Raw genomic sequence first — 17,439 nt, forward strand, 5'->3', positions numbered from 1 at the left:
CATGCTTTTGATTTAAATAGCTGATACACCTATGGAGTATTTGCCATAGGATAAGTACATCTAATTATTTGTATGAAGGGCCTTTTATAAGGTCGTTTAATAACCTTGCTATATCTGTTACTCTAATGAATACCAAATTAATAACCAACTTTAAAAGTGACCTTCCATCGGGCTTGGTCGTATTTCTTGTGGCCCTACCTTTATGCTTAGGTATAGCTTTAGCCTCTGGCGCTCCATTATTTGCAGGTCTAATAACAGGCATCATAGGCGGAGTAGTAGTAGGTGCCTTAAGTGGATCTCACGTAAGTGTATCAGGACCAGCCGCAGGCCTTACCGTTATTGTGTCAGGAGCAATAAGCTCACTTGGCTCTTTTCAGGCATTTTTAGCTGCCTTGGTAATAGCCGGGTTGTTACAATTGATATTGGGAGTCCTTAAAGCCGGAATAGTAAGTCACTTTTTCCCTTCATCAGTAATAAAAGGTATGCTTGCCGCAATAGGTATTATACTTATTTTAAAGCAGATACCACATGCTTTTGGTTACGATGCCGACTACGAAGGTGATAATGCGTTTTTCCAAATTGATGGACAAAATACATTTTCAGAACTATTTACCGCACTTAACTACATACAGCCTGGCGCTATTATAATTGCGTTATTTTGCTTAGCGATTTTAATTATATGGGAAAAGCCCGGCTTTAAAAAACTAGGTTTTACCAAAATAGCACCTGGAGGTTTGGTGGCAGTACTAGCAGGTATAATTATAAACCAGCTTTTCATTACTGCACATTCACCACTTGTCCTGAAAGGCAATCATATGGTAAATTTACCCATCGCTTCAGATTTTGAAGGTTTTTTAGGTTTATTTACCACGCCCGACTTCGGCTTGCTTTCAGAGCCCAAGGTTTATGTAGTAGCAGCTACCATAGCAATAGTAGCAAGCCTAGAAACCTTACTATGCATAGAAGCCACGGATAAGTTAGATCCTTATAAAAGAATAACTTCTACCAACCGTGAACTCAAGGCACAAGGTCTAGGTAATATGTTTGCTGGTTTAATAGGCGGTTTGCCCATGACTTCGGTAATTGTGCGTAGCTCTGCTAATATTGATGCGGGAGCAAAAACTAAAATGTCAGCAGTAGTACATGGAGTGCTATTATTCATTACTGTAATATTTATCCCGCAGATACTCAACATGATACCATTGGCAGCATTGGCCGCAATTTTATTAGTAGTGGGATATAAATTAGCCAAAATACCTTTATTTAAACAGATGTATAGTTTGGGCTGGGATCAGTTTGCTCCTTTTATAATTACTATTTTAGCCATATTATTTACAGATTTGCTTAAAGGTATTGGCATAGGCATGGCAGTATCTATATTTTACATTTTAAGAAATAACTACAGATCATCATTTATGCTCAACACCGAAGCCAAGGATAATGGTGAAGGAAAAAAAATAACTATTAAGCTCTCCAGAGAGTTATCTTTCTTAAACAAAGGAAGTATGTTGGTGACTTTAAGAAACATTCCGGAAAATTCGAGCGTATTAATTGATGGTTCAAATAACCAAATCATTGACTATGATGTAAAAGAAGTCATTCAAAATTTTAAAGAAACAGCAAAACACAAAAATATTAACGTAGAAATAAAGTCTCTTAATAATGGATAAATCATATAGCAAATTAATTGATGGCAACAAAGTTTGGGCTGCAGAAAAGACTAAAGCAGATCCAGAATTTTTCGCAAACTTATCTAAAGGCCAATCTCCAGAATTTTTATGGATAGGCTGCTCTGATAGTCGCGTGCCAGCCAATGAAATTACTCACACCAAGTCTGGTGAAATATTTGTACATAGAAACGTAGCAAATATGGTAGTTCATACAGACTTAAATTTATTATCTGTACTTGAGTATTCAGTAAATGTGCTAAAAGTTAAACACATCATTGTTTGCGGACATTATGGATGTGGTGGAGTGAAAACGGCCATGGAAAATATTGATGCAGGCTTAGTAAACAACTGGTTACGCAATATTAAAGATGTATACCATAAATATGCTGCTGAGTTAGATGCCATCACTAATGAAACTGATAAGTACAATAGGTTGGTTGAGTTAAATGCCATAGAACAAGCTTCGCATTTGGCTGAAACATCTATAGTGCAAAGAGCCTGGAAAGAAAGAGACCTACACATTCATGCATGGGTATATGGGTTAAGCTCTGGCCATATCAAAGACCTAGGCAGCACTATTAAGGGACTAGATGATATTCCAAATATCTACCACCTGAATAAGTAAGATTTAATTGTCACTCACAGTAGAAGTCGGCCTAAAAGGTCGACTTTTTTTTATATTGAACTATAGTTCTATTTTTATAGCTTGGGCTAATATACAGAAACCTTAATTTTAAGTATCCCGTTATATTGTCAGGTCTCCCAAGATAACAAACATATTTTAATGAAGATATCACGCAAAAAAGCAAAGACAGGAATTATAGGCTTCACACTTATAAGCTTTCTGTGCATTGGTGTATCATTCACCTCTCCGGGTGAACGCTATTTTCAGATTGCTAAAAACCTTGAAATATTTGCCACCTTATTTAAAGAGGTAAACGCACTTTATGTTGATAATATTAACCCCAACCAGACCATAAAGGTAGGTATTGACGCGATGCTGGCCTCCCTAGACCCATATACCAATTATATACCTGAAGATCAAATTGAAGACTTTCGTACGCAAAGCACCGGACAGTATGGCGGCATTGGTGCTGTAACCAGCAAGGTCAATGGAAAAGTAACCGTAATGATGGTTATGGAAGGCTATTCTGCTCAAAAAGATGGGCTTAAAATAGGCGATGAAATAACTAAAATAAATGACATAGACATCAGTAACCTCAGTAGAGATGAAACCGGAGATCTTATGAAGGGGCAGTCTGGCACTAAGGTATCACTAACCGTAAAGAGGTATGGCACTCCCAAACCCTTGACCTTAACCTTTACACGTGAGAAGATTACGGTAGATAACGTACCCTACTATGGCATGGTAAACCATAACACAGGCTATATTAAACTGAGCCAATTTACCACAGACGCAGGCACTGAAGTTAGAAATGCCACCCAAGCACTAAAGAAGCAAGGTGCTCAAAATTTGATCCTTGACTTGAGAAATAATCCTGGTGGCTTATTAATAGAGGCAGTAAATATTGTAAATGTATTTGTAGACAAAAACAAAGAAGTGGTATCTACCATTGGTAAAGTAGAAGCAAACAACAACACCTACAAAACATTAAATGCAGCAGAAGATACCGAAATCCCCTTAGTAGTATTAATTAATAATGGTAGTGCCTCAGCTTCAGAGATTGTATCTGGCACTATACAAGATTATGATAGAGGAGTTATTATAGGTCAAAAATCTTATGGCAAAGGCCTAGTTCAAGTAACACGACCTTTGTCTTATAACTCACAACTAAAAGTGACTACGGCCAAGTATTATATACCTAGCGGCAGGTGCATACAAGCCCTAGACTATAGCCACCGCAATGCAGACGGAAGTGTAGGCTCTGTGCCCGACTCACTTAAGTCAGAATTTAAAACCTCTAACAACAGAACTGTATATGATGGCGGTGGCATAAAACCCGACATAGATGTAGAAACTGAAAGCATATCTCCTATTGCTTTTGCAATATTTACTCAAGGTTTAATTTTCGACTATGCTAATAAATATAGCTACGAACACGAAAAAGTGGATGATCCTAAAACATTTAAGCTTACTGATGAAGAATACAAACAATTTACACTGTGGCTTAAAAACAAAGATTATGAATATACTACAGATGTAGAAAACACGTTAGAAGAACTAACTAAATATGCGCACAAAGAAAAGTATTACGAAGACATTAAAGACCAGCTAGAGCAGCTAAAAATTACTTTTGATAATAGTAAGCAAAATGATTTAATGGATTTTAAAAACCAGATCAGTGCCATGCTAGAAGAAGAGATCCTTACTCGATATTATTTTGAAAAAGGTTCTGTAGAGGCCAATTTTGACATTGACCCCGACATAGAAAAAGCTATTGAAGTGCTGAATGACAAAGAAGAATACAATAGTATATTAGGAAATATTTGATCCCAATTAGTATATAGTCATAAGCCATCAGTGATGTTACTGATGGCTTTTTTTATTCGTCTTCTTCCATCACTCCCACCACCAGCTCTAATTTTTTATCTACAACTATTTTCTTTACCATATGCAAAGCCAACCTTAAAAACCCTTCATTTTTACTCCCCATATTCAAGGAGTAATCAAAGCAAACCTCTGCATCATTAAAAGCCTTTTTCGCTATTTCCAACACCCTCTTACCAAACGTCCAAACATCCTGATTCCTAGGATCTTCAGGCTTATTATCAGCACCAATCAATATGTTTTCAACAAATTTTTCAAACCCTAATTGTCCAAATTGAGCACGGGCCTCTCCCATTATGGCATTTTCAAAAACTCCATTTTTGCTTTTCAACTGCTTTTTAAGTTTATCTTCTTCCAAAAGCGTTATCTGATAAGAGTCATCCACCTCCTTGAGTCCTTGCTTTTCATAAACTGCCCATATGTATGCAAACCACACTTGAGCAAATGATTTAGACTTATCAACTTTCACTACCATATGTTTAATATTTAACTTATTTACTTTCTGAAGATCAATAAATAAGCAATGTAAATCAAATTTCAACCTCCAATTTTTATATGTACCTACACATTTTTTTACAATATAAAAATGTACAGAATCACATTACTTTTTTTATAAAAAAAATTAACTACTAACTAAATCGTATTAATAACTTTTAAAAGGATTTAGCCAATGATAACCTGACTAACCGTAAAACCAGAGAGCAAAAAACAAGTGTTTACCTTATCAAAAATAGCTATATTAACAGTGAGGCTTTAATTATGAGAGTAAGTATAACATACACTTTACCAAAAGAAGATGGTACCATAGTAGAATATCAAAAGGATTATGCCTGTTCTACTTTTAATAGGCAAAAGGCCTATTTTGACTGGGAAACTAGCTTAAAATTTGATTTGATTTATAATGGCAATAACAATGTAAAACAGTTAAAAGTAATATCTGTAGTATATAAATAATCTCACCTATTCTTACTACTAGTACTTACCTATATTTTCGGTAGTGCATTAAAGCCCATTGTCCATTGCAACTTTCAATAACTTTCCTATTCTGTCTTTAGATAAGTTCTATATTTTTACTTAAATTATAAAGTGTATTTAATACACTTGAGTAATTCTCATTTAAAGTTTGTCCCCATGAAGCATTTTAATATTTAAACAATGATTTAATTAACTAAAACCCACAATCATGAAAACTCACTACTACAAAAATGCTCTACTGCAAAAAGCAACCTTTGTCATTACTATGTGCCTTTTATGCATTGCAACATTTGCTGTACGTGCGCAAGCACCTACAGCGCAAGAGGTAGCCTCTGAAATGAAGATTGGCTGGAACCTCGGCAATTCATTAGATGTACCGGGTAATGAAACTGACTGGGGCAACCCACCTGCAACGCAAGCGCTAATAGATCAGGTAAAAGCTGCTGGCTTTAACACCTTAAGGCTTCCATGCGCTTGGGATAGCTATGCTGATCAAAATACGCTGACCATAGACGCAGGTTGGCTTGCACGAGTTAAAGAGGTTGTTGATTACGGAATCAGCAATAACATGTACGTGATACTTAACAGCCACTGGGATGGTGGATGGCTCGAAGAGCATCCATTTTACAGCTATCAAGAAGCCGTAAATGAAAAGCAAAATGCATACTGGACTCAAATTGCTACCTATTTCCAAGATTATGATGAACATTTACTATTCGCAGGCACTAATGAAGTAAGGGCCGATTATGGCACGCCTACTTCAGAGCACATTGAAGTGCAAGAATCTTACAATCAAACTTTTATAAACGCTGTAAGAAACACAGGAGGAAATAACAGCAATAGAATATTAATAGTGCAAACCTATAATACTAATGCGTGGCATGGCTTAAACTATTTTACCGCTCCTAATGACCCTGCAGATCACAAATTAATGGTAGAGATTCATCATTATGACCCTTATGACTTTACACTAAACCCTGATAACAATGCAGCTTGTACGGTATGGGGTAATCCTTGGTCTACAGGCAGCAACTGTAACTGGGCAGAAGAAGCCTACACTGATGACCTATTCGGCCAAATAAAAACCAAATGGGTTAATAATGGAATCCCTGTTATCATTGGTGAATTTGGAGCTGTAAAACGAACATCTTTAACAGGAACAGCGCTCTCAGATCACTTGGCAGCCAGAGAATATTACCTTGAATACATAGTAAAAGCAGCTACTGAAAATGGCATTACGCCAGTTTATTGGGACAATGGCTACAATGGAGACAACGGATTTGCCTTATTTGATAGAAATTCAACTCAAGTAGTAGATCAACCCACTATAGATGCTTTGATGGCAGGTGTGTCTGATGATGGCAATCCTACTCCCACAAATTACACTGTAAGCACTTCAGTTGAGGGATCGGGTAGCGTTTCATTAACACCAGCAGGTGGTTCTTATGCCCCTGGCACTTCAGTAACTATTACCGCCACACCATCTAGTGGATGGATATTTAATCAGTGGAGTGGCAGCAACAACAGTACTTCGGCCACTATTACCATTACCGTTAACTCAAATATTTCGCTAGTAGCATCTTTCAGAGATGAAAATGCAAACCCTAATGCGTGCAATAATCCTAGTGCCGTTACACTACCTTTCACCTTCGAAGGTGCAGGCAACTACTGCTGGGTAACAAGCTCGCCCATGTCTTACGTAAATAGCTGGGGATTAGAAGAGTTATTAATCAATGGCGAAGACTACACTAACTTGTGGTCCAATAGCTTCCCTGCTGCAATTGATGGCAAATGGTATATTCAATACAGTGGCACAGCTCCTTGGTCGCATTTTGAAATGCCCGCTGCTGCTGGCACAAGAGTAAGTTTTGATGAGGACAATAGCAATACAAAAATTTACCCTAATCCATTTAATGAAACCCTAAACATAGCATTAAAGGAGAAAGGTGCATCTATTATAATAAGAGATTTAACAGGCAAAATATTGGAGAAACATATTTCTAATGATACCGATGCAGTGGAACTAGGTAAAGCCCTTCAGCCTGGTACTTACTACATTGAGTTAAAAAAACATAGCGGATCAGAAACGATCAAAGTAATAAAGCAATAAAAAGAAAAGAAATAAGTCATCAGAGCGCTCTGGTGACTTATTTTATTTTCTCCATATCGTGGTATTGCAGAAAAAAATCTGCCGGCACATAGCATAACGAATCTTCATTCACTATTATGCGTTCATAACCGTGCATTGCTTTACAAACCGGCACTACACTAAATCGACCTGGGTTCATATATTTCATCACATCGTAAACAAATTCAGAGCAATAAAATCCATTACCTGTAGATGGTGAAAAATCAAAAAAGAGAGTTTTACTGCTTAGGCTATCGATAAAAAAAATAGCTTTATCATACTCTTTTTCGCTTATAGGCAACCTAAATAGCTGATTATCTACCTCCTCTTTAGAATGCCAAAATTCATTGGCTACATCTGACATCAGTGCCGAGTTATCTGCATTTAAACTATCATAACTTATATTATAAACTGGGGTAGATTCACTCTGGCCAAAAGCAATGCCTACATGTGATATATTATCGGCCACATCATTATATTTCAGCACTATATTCCCTTCTTTAGTCTGGGTGTTTCTGGTATAAAAATAGACATAACCATCATACGAATTTCTCTGACATGATGCTCCCAAAAACAGCAATACAATAAATGACAAATTAAAGTGTAAAAGATACTTCATGAGCAAAGCGGGGCATTACCCCGCTTTTTAAATAAATTTACTTTGTTTTAGGGTTAGTCATAGTGTAAGCTGCTGTACTTGCGGCTGCACCAGTAGTAACAGCTGTAGGAGGCCCTCCTGCTGCACCAGCAATAGCTCCGCCCACATCACAGACTCCCACTATTACCCATTGCCACCATTTTCTAGCCTGAGCTACAGGAGCACCGTCTTTTTGCTCATTGATACTCTTTGAATAATTGTACCATAAGCATGATGAATAGCGGGCAGTAGATAATGCAGAAAGCAACACCTCTCCGTCACGTTCATTATAAGTAGCACTTTTTAGCACTTCATTTTCCAACTCAAAGAGAAAATCATCTATCTCCTCATACACAGGCTCTTTATCTGCATAGGCTTTTTCGAAAAGAAAATCTACCAGTTTAATCAAGCTTTCTTCCGCCTCAGGTGAAACCTCAGCCATGCCTATGATTCCATGGAAATTATTTTCGAAATCATCGACACCTTTGTAAAGTAACTCAGGGTTAACAGGCTCATATCCCTCTTTAATAAGCTCTTTAAATTTTTCATTTTCAAAAGCTAGCTCTTCAATTACCGCAACCGTTTCCTCTAGGCCTGGCCCTTCCCCATCGGGATATTTGCCAACGAACTGAACCACTAAATCGTTGTGAATCTGCCCTACATAGGCATATGGATTTTCGGTAATTAAATCACAAGTAGCTGCTGCCCTCGCTTTTATTAAATGATCTGTTGTAGAAACTTGGTTTTGCATAACCAATTCTTTGCTATTCTCTTCATTACATGCATAAAAAAGTATGCTAATGAATAACATAAAGTAGCTTGACGTTTTAAAATTCATGATTGTATTAGGTTTAAAGTTGTTCTGCCTACTCTTTCGATTTTCAGCACGATACTCATAATACCACTCGGATTTTTATGATATTTGATGTCGCTAAAATCAGTTCGACTTTGGGTAGCCATCCCTATTACAGCCCTCACTTTGATTGATTTACTTCTATAGAAGTTAGTAATTTTAAACACCCTTACCGAAGTAAAAACACCCATTTACATACATGAAAACTGCTTATAACGCCCCTAAATTTACTTTCATTTTACATTTAGAATGTTTATTTTCTATAAGCTTCAAACCCGTACTTCTCAACAAAAAACAGCGATTACTCGTCAATTTAAAACAACCTCTACAACCACATAAGCTATTCCTTTAATGCAACCAAAAGTTAGCCCTCCCTGATAGTACAGGCGCATTGCAACCATTATAATAACAATCAACCTCAAAAGCTCTAGCATGGTCTGAGGTCGCATGGCCGAGCAACAGCTCCTATCCTACCTAGTAATCATATAAAAATGCAATTAATCTTACACCTTGGCATGCATATTTTACCATCAGCCATTACACGCCTATCAATAGGCAGATGTAAATAGCTTAATTAAAATGTATATTAGCAGCGAAAAATGTAGTTTATATACAATTATGAATACAGATAATTCAGAAGATTTTGATCAGGAGTTTTTAGAAAAACTGGTAGTGGGTATTGGAGAGGTTTCCATAATTACTGGCATACCTACAAGAAAAATTAGATACTGGGAAGAAAAGGGTGTAATCCAGTCACTTACTGAAGAAGAAGGAAAAAACAGGCGTTACGACTATAAAAACGTAAAGAAAATGTTGCTTATTAAAGAGTTGCTAGACGAAGGCTACACCTTAGAAGCTGCCACTAAGAAAGTAAACAAACGGCTGGAAATCATCACCAATACATTTAACGAAATAAATAAGAGACAAAAAAAGAATTCACCTGAATAGTCTTTTACTTCAATTAAAACTGTAACATAAAATCGGCAATGACTTGATTGACCATTTCCGCGGCCTCTATATTAGTAATATGTGAAGCTGCAGCCACAATTTTCAGATTATCTGTACGCAAAGCTGCGGCTAAAATCTCCGCCACCGCCAAAGGAGTACTAGTATCTTTCTCCCCTACTATAACCAGCGAAGGAATTTCCAAGCCCTTCAATTGCTCTTGGGTATTTAATTGAGCTATTAAGTCCCACAATGTGGCATGATAAGCAGCATCCTGCAAATGCAGCAAAGATTTTATATACTCAATTTTATCAGGGTGCTTAGAGATATATTCAGCAGTAAACCATCTTTCAATAGAGAGTGGCGCCAAGGCATCCATCCCTTCCCTTCTGACATAATTAGCTCTTTGCTTCAATAGCCCTCTTACATGATCAGAAAAAGTACATGCACTTCCTATTAAAGTCAAAGATTTAATCAAATCTGGTTGAATAATAGCCATATGCTGCGCCACCATACTACCAAATGAAATGCCCACTAAATGAATCGACTCAATTTCATTATCTGCCAAAAATTGAATAAGATGATTAGCAATAGCCTCAAAACTCACCGTTCCCATCAATTTTTCAGAATACCCATGCCCGGGCAAATCGATAGCTATAATATCGTAGCTACGACTTAAATATTCAACCTGTGGTTGCCAAATGCTATGATCTAAACCTACTGCATGAAGAAAAACCATGGGAATAGCACTTTTTGGTCCCTTTCTGATAAAATTCACTTTAGCTGGAGATGGATTAGAATTGAGTATCATAATGAAAATTGTAAATAATTTACAATAATAGAATATAATATACAATTAAAGAAAGTTATCCACCATTATTAAGCTACATCAATTATGATCACGCTATAATTCACTGAAACATTTGTCGAAATTTCAATGGAGAATGGCTGGTTTTAGATTTAAATAATCGACTAAAAGATTGAGAATACTCAAACCCTAATTCGTAAGCAATTTCTCCTACCGTAAGCTGGGTTGTAGATAATTTTTCTTTAGCCTTCTCTATAAGTTTATTATGAATATGCTGCTGAGCATTTTGCCCCGTTAATGTTCTGAGCATATCACTCAGGTAACTTGACGATACATTTAACTGATCTGAAAGATACTGCACCGTAGGAATTCCTAATTCTAAAGATTTCCCATTACTGAAGTATTCATTTAGTAACTCTTCCAGATTTTGTAAAACACCATGATTATGAGATTTTCTTGTTATAAACTGCCTCCTATAAAAGCGTTTCGCATAATTCAATAGCAATTCTATTTGTGAAATAATTAACTCTTGGCTTAGGTCATCTATTCTATTATCCAACTCATCCTCTATCATATTTATGATGGACAGAATAGTTTGCTTTTCGCTTTCAGAAACGTGCAGCGCTTCATTAACAGCATAAGAAAAGAACCCATACTCACCTATTGTTTTAGACAAAGCATGACCTAGAAAAAAATCAGGATGAATGAGCAGAGCATAAACCGTATCTGACACCTCCTCAACATTAGCCGGCTCACCACCTCCTATAATTTGGTTTGGAGCAGCAAACAACAACCCTCCTTCATCAAAATCGTAATAGCTTTGCCCGTATCTCAACCTGCTACTAAATTTTGAACGATATGATATTTTATAAAAATCAAGGACATGCCCTGCCCGCATTGCCACTGCATTCAGCTGTTGCTTCTCTACATTTACAAGGCTTATTAAAGGGTGTTTAGGAGGCTGAAGCCCTAATGCTCGATGCGCCTCGGTAATAGAGCCAAACCTATTGTAACATTGCTTACCTTTCGTCATATCTGCAATAAATCAACATAACAAAACCATTACACGCCAGAAGCATGCAATGGCTATTATTCATTTTAGGCCTCTGTCACTAATCCTTGGGCCGATTTAGACACTTCACTCCATGCGTCCCAAGTTGCCAGCCTATCAGCATACACTGTCTTAACTTCAGGAAGATTATGACTTCCTAAGAAAAACCTTAATGGTGGCTGCTCAGCATCTATCACCTGAAATAAAGCTTGAGGAGTGGCATCTGGATTACCACGCTCTAGAGTTTGTAGCCCCTGTATAAAATTAGCTTTAAACTCCTGATAAACTTCAAGCTGACTGGCAAATTTTAAAGATTCCTGTGAACCAAATTCAGTAGCATAAGCTCCTGGCTCCACTATGGTTACTTTTATCCCAAATGCCTCAACTTCTGCCGCTAAACTTTCGTGTATAGCCTCAAAAGCCCATTTTGAGGAGCAATAATAACCGATAACCGGAGATGATATCATTCCTAACGTGCTAGAAACTCCCACGATATGACCTCCTCCTTGCTTTCTCAAAAGAGGCAAAAATGCTTTAACCACAGATAATGATCCAAATATATTTGTTTCATACATAGCCTTAACTTCATCGGCAGTCGCTTCTTCAATAGTACCCACAAGAGAATAGCCTGCGTTATTAAGCACCACATCTACCCTACCAAAATGCTCATAAGCCTGATTTACAACAGTTTTTACTTGCTCTGCATCAGTTACATCAAGGGCCAATGTCAGTACATTCGCACCATATTTTTCATCAAAATCTGCTATGCTCGACAATTTACGAGCAGTGGCTATCACTTTATCCCCCCGTTCCAAAGCTGCCTCTGCCCAGCAACGTCCAAAACCTCTTGAAGTACCTGTAATAAACCATACTTTTTGTTTTTCAACACCTGGTGTTTGTTTTTTTTGCTGTGTCATAATTTTTAAATTTTACTGAATAACTGATTCACAGCAAACCTCTTTAGATATCAGTAACCTTTTGTATCTGAATTGAGGATGTTTCTAACCAAAACAAGTTTCTAGCCTAAAGGCTGATATAAAATATATTTTTCACATATTTAAAGCAACCGAATCACATTCATTTAGCATGAAGATCAAAGAAATTTTAGGTACTATTTCTCACCGCCCTTATCCACTTCCCTCTGGCCGTTGGCAGTATTACCAAGAGTGGAACAAGGCTGTGTTTTTACACTGGAAAGTGGACATTAATGAACTAAAAAAATACATACCCAAACAGCTAGAAATAGACTTATTTGAAGGTCATCCATGGGTCTCGGTAGTAGCTTTTACCATGGAGCATGTGCGCCCCCGCACACTCCCTGCCCTTTCTCCTATTTCCGATTTTCATGAAACTAACATCCGAACTTATGTGCGGCATAAAGGGAAAGCCGGTGTTTATTTCTTGAGTATAGAGGCCAGTAAATTAATATCTTGTCATCTAGCTAAGCAACTTTCATCCCTTCCTTATCGCTTTTCTAAAATTAAGCGAAGCGCAAACCGATACATGTCCAGCAATGCTACATTAAAAGATAAACTAGCCATATCATTTAACATTGGCGATGAACTTCATGTAAAATCAGAACAGGATGTATGGCTAACAGAAAGGTATGCACTTTTTCAGGATACAGCTACACACCTAAATCAATTTGACATTCACCACATAGAATGGCCTATACGAGCAGTACAAATCGAAGATATTACAATTAATTACCCTAGATTTGATACCATACTGAATTATGCTCCAGACGCATGTCACTACTCTGATGGTGTACAGGTATTAGCATGGGGCAAGCAACAATCTCCATTATAACCTATTCAACCGACTCACTCTTAACCATTAATGAAACCTCATTCATCCTCAACTCATTCCTTAGCCATATTTGCTTCAGCGCTATCAGCATTAGCATGGGCATTTACTGGAATTTTTGTACGCTACTTGGTGGGCTACTCACCTATACAGATTGTAGCATGCCGCTGTGCCATAGGCCTAATAGCATTTGCCATTATATTCGCCATAAAGCCTAAACTTATTAGTGAAAAATGGAATTTTAAAAATGCAGCATTTTTAGGTTTCATTATGACCATTTACTACCTCATGGTAGTGCTGGCGTATCAAATTTCATCAGTGGCTGAAGTCTCCATACTAACCAATACCACACCATTATTTACTTTGGCCTACAAAAGATTCAAAGGACATCATGTCACCAAAAGAGAAGTAGCTGCCATTGCAATATCTATTATTGGTGTGATAATGATTATAGTAGCCGGCAAACCTTTAAACAGCGCTAGCTTCGAATTTAAAAACATTCTTGGTGACATACTGGCGCTCATAGCAGGCGGAAGTATGGCCTTATACTCCATTATGTATAGTGGCTTGCCTACCGAAAAAAAACCTACCGCTTTGAAAGTCGGTTTCGTTACACTCTTATGCGGAACGATTATATGCATCACCACATTATTCATATTAAATGATATAACGTTTCTAAGCAAAATCGGTCAATCAAAAGCGCTATATAACTTTCTGGGCTTAGGTATAATAGCCACTTTTATACCTACTCTTTGCTATGCATACGCTTCAGCATTGCTACCTTCTATTACCGTAACCTCGCTAAGAATGTTAACCCCGCTGTTAAGTGCCATTTTAGCCATATTTCTACTTCAAGAAATACCCGGGCTTTTATTTTGGCCAGGAGGCACCATATTATCATTAGGGTTATTCCTGATCATTAAAGAAAACAAAAAATAAATACAATGATGAAAAAGGCTGCTATAATGAGCAGCCTTTTTCATCATTTAACTTTGCGCAATAAAGCTCAACTCACTAAATGCTGCCATCTCTGTTTTCTCCTGATAGAAAAAATTGACTTCATCCTTATTATCTATAAGCCCCAAACTATATAACACAGGCACAAAATGATCCGGTGTGGGCGCAGCCAGTTTACCCAGCTTATGACTTTGCTCGTAGTTAATCACATTATGAAACTGCCTTGAGAGGATCTGCTTTTTAAGCCAATCTTCATAATCAGCCTCCCAACCAAATGGAGACAAATCTCCCATCTGCATCTTATTCCGTAAAATTTGCAGATTATGAATAAGTGCTCCACTACCAATAATAAGTACACCTTTCTCCCTCAAACTTTTTAGTTCTTTACCTAATTCATAATGATAAGAGGGTGCAGCATAGTAATCTATACTCATCTGAAATACTGGAATGTTGGCCTTAGGAAACAAATGCATTAACATTGGCCATGCACCATGATCCAAACCCCATTCTTCCGTCTCAAGCACCGAAGGCACCATACTATGCACTTCTTTTGCTAATTCAGGAGCTCCTTTAGCATTGTATTTAGGGTCATAATAGTGCTTCGGAAAACCGTAGTAGTCATATATCTGAGTTTGCTCTTGCGATATATTTACATAAGTTCCTTGGGTGCACCAGTGTGCAGAAACCACCAACGCTGCCTTAGCCTCGTACTGATTTTCTAAAGTTCTTCCTAGTTGATACAAACTATTCCAGAACGGTTTTTCGTTTCTCCCTAGCGGAATATCCATAGGACTGCCATGTGAAGTAAATAAAACAGGCATTCTCTTGCGCTGTACTTTTAGCTGACTAGCAAATACTTTCAAGCTATCAAATGAACTCATAACTCTAGTTTTATTAGAATAGTTAATTTACGAGGCGTATACTTTTGCAAGAAATTCTGAGTAAGACACTGGTTTTCTTCCTAGCAATTGCTCAAGTACATTGTCATTATAGTCGAGTGCACCTTCAGCCAAAGCAGTTGACCACATAACAAACATTGCTATATATAAATCTGGCACACCTTCACTTTTTAAACCAGATTTAAATACTTCCAAATCAGGAGAATTATAGGCAATTGTTTTTCCTAAAATATTAGATAATTCACTCGCTATTTGATGAAATGACACTGAAGTATTATTGGTCAATGAGTAGATCTTGCCTTTATGAACAGCACTGTGAGAAGAAATAATTTCTGCCGCAGCTTCTGCCAAATCCGCACGCAAAACCCAACTTGCTTGACCATCGGCAGCAGGCAATAAAATAGTTCCTGTATCAACTACCTTTTCACCAGAAAATATAGGGATCATCTCCAGATAAATTCCATTTTGCAAAATGGTATAATCAATACCACTATCGATCAAAAACCGCTCAGATTCTACGTGTGACCGTTGAAAATCAGCAATAGCAGATTGCTGATAACCGGTTTTCCTAACAAAAGAAGTATATACAATATGCTTTACACCAGTAGCTTTTGCAGCTGTTATGGCTTGTATATGATGCTTGGTTCTGTTAGTAATTTCTTTATCGCTACTAGATACCAACAGTACTTTATCAATTCCCGTAAAGGCCTTTTCAAGAGAAGGTAAATTATTATAATCTGCTTCCCTAACCTCTACTCCTAATTTCTTCAAAGCATCTGCCTTTTTTATATCTCTCACCAATGCCACAATGCTGGATGGCTCCACCCCTTTATCAATCAAACTGCTTATAGCATTACCCCCAAACTGCCCTGTGGCTCCTGTAACTAAAATCATATCATTATTTGTTTTAAGTAATGACCAAAGCTAGCAACAGCAATATACTATACATACTTGCTTACTATAAATAACCAGTATACTTTTGTATAGTAAGTACTATGAAACCTTTTATAAAATGAGCGATTTTAAAGCAATTATAGAAAACAAAGAAGGCAAGAAATGCCCTAAAAAATATATTTTAGCGCTAACTGACACCCTCAATGTGGTTAATGGAAAATGGAAACTACCAATAATTGCATCATTGCTCTATGGCAAAAATCGATTTAAAGATTTGCAGCAAAATATAGAAAACATTACACCAAGGATGCTATCAAAAGAACTAAAGGAGTTAGAAATTAATGGCATTGTTGAAAGGAAAGTATACAACAAAACTCCCGTACTTATAGAGTATGAACTGACCAGCTCTGGAAAAGATATAGTAAAAGTAATAGACGCCATGATCGACTGGGGCCTATGCCACAGAGAACAGATAATGCAAGAAAATTAAATCAAGCTTAACAACTATACAATTTGTTCAGCCCCCCGACCCAATTTTAGTCCTAGCTAAAACAGAATAAAGACTATATCCATTCTCCTTCTGATCAATCGTTACTTACAAAAACATTGATCCGATAAATAAATTAAGATACCCAAGCGGAAATTAAACCATAAAACACAAAAACAAAAAATAACATAAGTACAAAAAAAGCACTTTGATGTATTTATATTTTATTATATATTTAAATATTAACATTATAATAAAATATAAATACGATGCATCAAGATATTATTTTTTCATTGAATCAAGAAGAAGGTGAAAGTACCCTGATCAGCTTAAGGCGTGTTCACAATGGTATTTTGCAAAAACTCAAAGAAAATTTGGGTTCTGAATATGAAATCACCTCTAAAAAACTTGACGCTCCTAATGATGGTACATGGTCTCATGATATCAATATAAAAAAGGGATATGCTATAGGCACGGAAGTGACATTACATTGGAATTCCGAAACACGAGAGCTGGTACAAGTAGATATATCACAATTTAGCCCGCTTCAAAAAATACTACTATATACACTCGTTATACCCTTTGTGTTCGCTGGCATTTACATGGCCGTAAATGACATTGAGCCATTAGCATTTTTACCTGGACGAAGGAAGCTGGCGGGGGCATTAGGAGGTATTTTTGGCTCCGTACCCGGAGCTATTCTTTTCGCTATTTGTCACCCTATTTTCCTAAACAAGTATAAAAAAGACAATACATTGCTTGTAAATAAAGTAAATCAAATTTTAAGTAATACAGCAAGTTAATAAATATATCACAGCAT

General features: G+C 37.0%; 18 protein-coding genes. 10 read left to right on the forward strand and 8 right to left on the reverse strand.

Annotated elements, in window-relative coordinates; genetic code table 11:
• Nucleotides 1–125 precede the first annotated feature (125 nt).
• The 3 genes from ACXACQ_RS22590 to ACXACQ_RS22600 all read left to right on the forward strand — a co-directional run bounded on the left by ACXACQ_RS22590 (nucleotide 126) and on the right by ACXACQ_RS22600 (nucleotide 4,122).
• A complete protein-coding gene (locus ACXACQ_RS22590) occupies nucleotides 126–1,670 on the forward strand; it encodes a SulP family inorganic anion transporter (RefSeq protein ID WP_474978276.1) in 1,545 nt (514 codons plus the stop codon).
• Nucleotides 1,663–2,295, forward strand: coding sequence for a carbonic anhydrase (locus ACXACQ_RS22595; protein ID WP_474978277.1), 633 nt, complete (start codon nucleotides 1,663–1,665; stop codon nucleotides 2,293–2,295). Before ACXACQ_RS22590 ends, ACXACQ_RS22595 begins: the two co-directional genes overlap by 8 nt.
• A gap of 159 nt (nucleotides 2,296–2,454) precedes the next feature.
• Nucleotides 2,455–4,122 (forward strand): S41 family peptidase, encoded by a 1,668-nt coding sequence (locus ACXACQ_RS22600; protein ID WP_474978278.1) that lies wholly within the window; start codon nucleotides 2,455–2,457, stop codon nucleotides 4,120–4,122.
• A 52-nt stretch (nucleotides 4,123–4,174) separates the two neighbouring features.
• Here ACXACQ_RS22600 and ACXACQ_RS22605 read toward each other — a convergent pair whose 3' ends face one another.
• Nucleotides 4,175–4,654, reverse strand: a complete 480-nt coding sequence (locus ACXACQ_RS22605; RefSeq protein ID WP_474978279.1) for a hypothetical protein — start codon at nucleotides 4,652–4,654, stop codon at nucleotides 4,175–4,177.
• 284 nt (nucleotides 4,655–4,938) lie between these two features.
• Between ACXACQ_RS22605 and ACXACQ_RS22610 the strand changes: the two genes are divergently transcribed.
• Both ACXACQ_RS22610 and ACXACQ_RS22615 read left to right on the forward strand, forming a co-directional pair.
• On the forward strand, nucleotides 4,939–5,133 hold the full coding sequence (locus tag ACXACQ_RS22610) for a hypothetical protein (RefSeq protein ID WP_474978280.1): 195 nt from the start codon (nucleotides 4,939–4,941) through the stop codon (nucleotides 5,131–5,133).
• A gap of 229 nt (nucleotides 5,134–5,362) precedes the next feature.
• Nucleotides 5,363–7,264, forward strand: a complete 1,902-nt coding sequence (locus tag ACXACQ_RS22615) for a cellulase family glycosylhydrolase (RefSeq protein WP_474978281.1) — start codon at nucleotides 5,363–5,365, stop codon at nucleotides 7,262–7,264.
• Nucleotides 7,265–7,301: 37 nt separating this feature from the next.
• Here ACXACQ_RS22615 and ACXACQ_RS22620 read toward each other — a convergent pair whose 3' ends face one another.
• Together ACXACQ_RS22620 and ACXACQ_RS22625 are read right to left on the reverse strand one after the other, a co-directional pair.
• Nucleotides 7,302–7,901 (reverse strand): hypothetical protein, encoded by a 600-nt coding sequence (locus ACXACQ_RS22620; RefSeq protein ID WP_474978282.1) that lies wholly within the window; start codon nucleotides 7,899–7,901, stop codon nucleotides 7,302–7,304.
• A 37-nt stretch (nucleotides 7,902–7,938) separates the two neighbouring features.
• Nucleotides 7,939–8,757, reverse strand: a complete 819-nt coding sequence (locus ACXACQ_RS22625) for a hypothetical protein (RefSeq protein ID WP_474978283.1) — start codon at nucleotides 8,755–8,757, stop codon at nucleotides 7,939–7,941.
• A gap of 633 nt (nucleotides 8,758–9,390) precedes the next feature.
• Here ACXACQ_RS22625 and ACXACQ_RS22630 point away from each other — a divergent pair.
• Nucleotides 9,391–9,720 carry a MerR family transcriptional regulator gene (locus ACXACQ_RS22630; RefSeq protein ID WP_474978284.1) on the forward strand — a complete coding sequence of 110 codons (330 nt, stop codon included), beginning with the start codon at nucleotides 9,391–9,393 and terminating at the stop codon, nucleotides 9,718–9,720.
• Between the two features lie 13 nt (nucleotides 9,721–9,733).
• Here the strand turns inward: ACXACQ_RS22630 and ACXACQ_RS22635 are convergent, their stop codons facing one another.
• From ACXACQ_RS22635 to ACXACQ_RS22645, 3 genes are all read right to left on the reverse strand, one after another.
• Entirely contained in the window at nucleotides 9,734–10,528 is a 795-nt protein-coding gene (locus ACXACQ_RS22635; protein ID WP_474978285.1) for an alpha/beta fold hydrolase, read from the reverse strand.
• Nucleotides 10,529–10,628: 100 nt separating this feature from the next.
• On the reverse strand, nucleotides 10,629–11,558 hold the full coding sequence (locus ACXACQ_RS22640; RefSeq protein WP_474978286.1) for a helix-turn-helix domain-containing protein: 930 nt from the start codon (nucleotides 11,556–11,558) through the stop codon (nucleotides 10,629–10,631).
• A gap of 65 nt (nucleotides 11,559–11,623) precedes the next feature.
• Nucleotides 11,624–12,493 (reverse strand): SDR family NAD(P)-dependent oxidoreductase, encoded by an 870-nt coding sequence (locus ACXACQ_RS22645; RefSeq protein ID WP_474978287.1) that lies wholly within the window; start codon nucleotides 12,491–12,493, stop codon nucleotides 11,624–11,626.
• Nucleotides 12,494–12,662: 169 nt separating this feature from the next.
• Between ACXACQ_RS22645 and ACXACQ_RS22650 the strand changes: the two genes are divergently transcribed.
• Complete coding sequence (locus tag ACXACQ_RS22650) at nucleotides 12,663–13,385, forward strand: YqjF family protein (protein WP_474978288.1); 723 nt, start codon at nucleotides 12,663–12,665, stop codon at nucleotides 13,383–13,385.
• A gap of 30 nt (nucleotides 13,386–13,415) precedes the next feature.
• Entirely contained in the window at nucleotides 13,416–14,321 is a 906-nt protein-coding gene (locus ACXACQ_RS22655; protein WP_474978289.1) for a DMT family transporter, read from the forward strand.
• Between the two features lie 47 nt (nucleotides 14,322–14,368).
• On the opposite strand, the gene ACXACQ_RS22660 is transcribed toward ACXACQ_RS22655, so the two are convergent.
• Nucleotides 14,369–15,220, reverse strand: a complete 852-nt coding sequence (locus ACXACQ_RS22660; protein WP_474978290.1) for a dioxygenase family protein — start codon at nucleotides 15,218–15,220, stop codon at nucleotides 14,369–14,371.
• A gap of 27 nt (nucleotides 15,221–15,247) precedes the next feature.
• Nucleotides 15,248–16,132 (reverse strand): SDR family oxidoreductase, encoded by an 885-nt coding sequence (locus ACXACQ_RS22665; RefSeq protein ID WP_474978291.1) that lies wholly within the window; start codon nucleotides 16,130–16,132, stop codon nucleotides 15,248–15,250.
• Between the two features lie 118 nt (nucleotides 16,133–16,250).
• Here ACXACQ_RS22665 and ACXACQ_RS22670 point away from each other — a divergent pair, with 118 nt between their 5' ends.
• Together ACXACQ_RS22670 and ACXACQ_RS22675 are read left to right on the forward strand one after the other, a co-directional pair.
• The gene (locus ACXACQ_RS22670; protein ID WP_474978292.1) at nucleotides 16,251–16,622 is read left to right on the forward strand and encodes a winged helix-turn-helix transcriptional regulator; all 372 of its coding nucleotides are present in this window, start codon (nucleotides 16,251–16,253) and stop codon (nucleotides 16,620–16,622) included.
• 266 nt (nucleotides 16,623–16,888) lie between these two features.
• Complete coding sequence (locus tag ACXACQ_RS22675; protein WP_474978293.1) at nucleotides 16,889–17,422, forward strand: hypothetical protein; 534 nt, start codon at nucleotides 16,889–16,891, stop codon at nucleotides 17,420–17,422.
• Nucleotides 17,423–17,439 lie beyond the last annotated feature (17 nt).

The organism is Fulvivirga sp. AWR4_260, assembly GCF_056158185.1.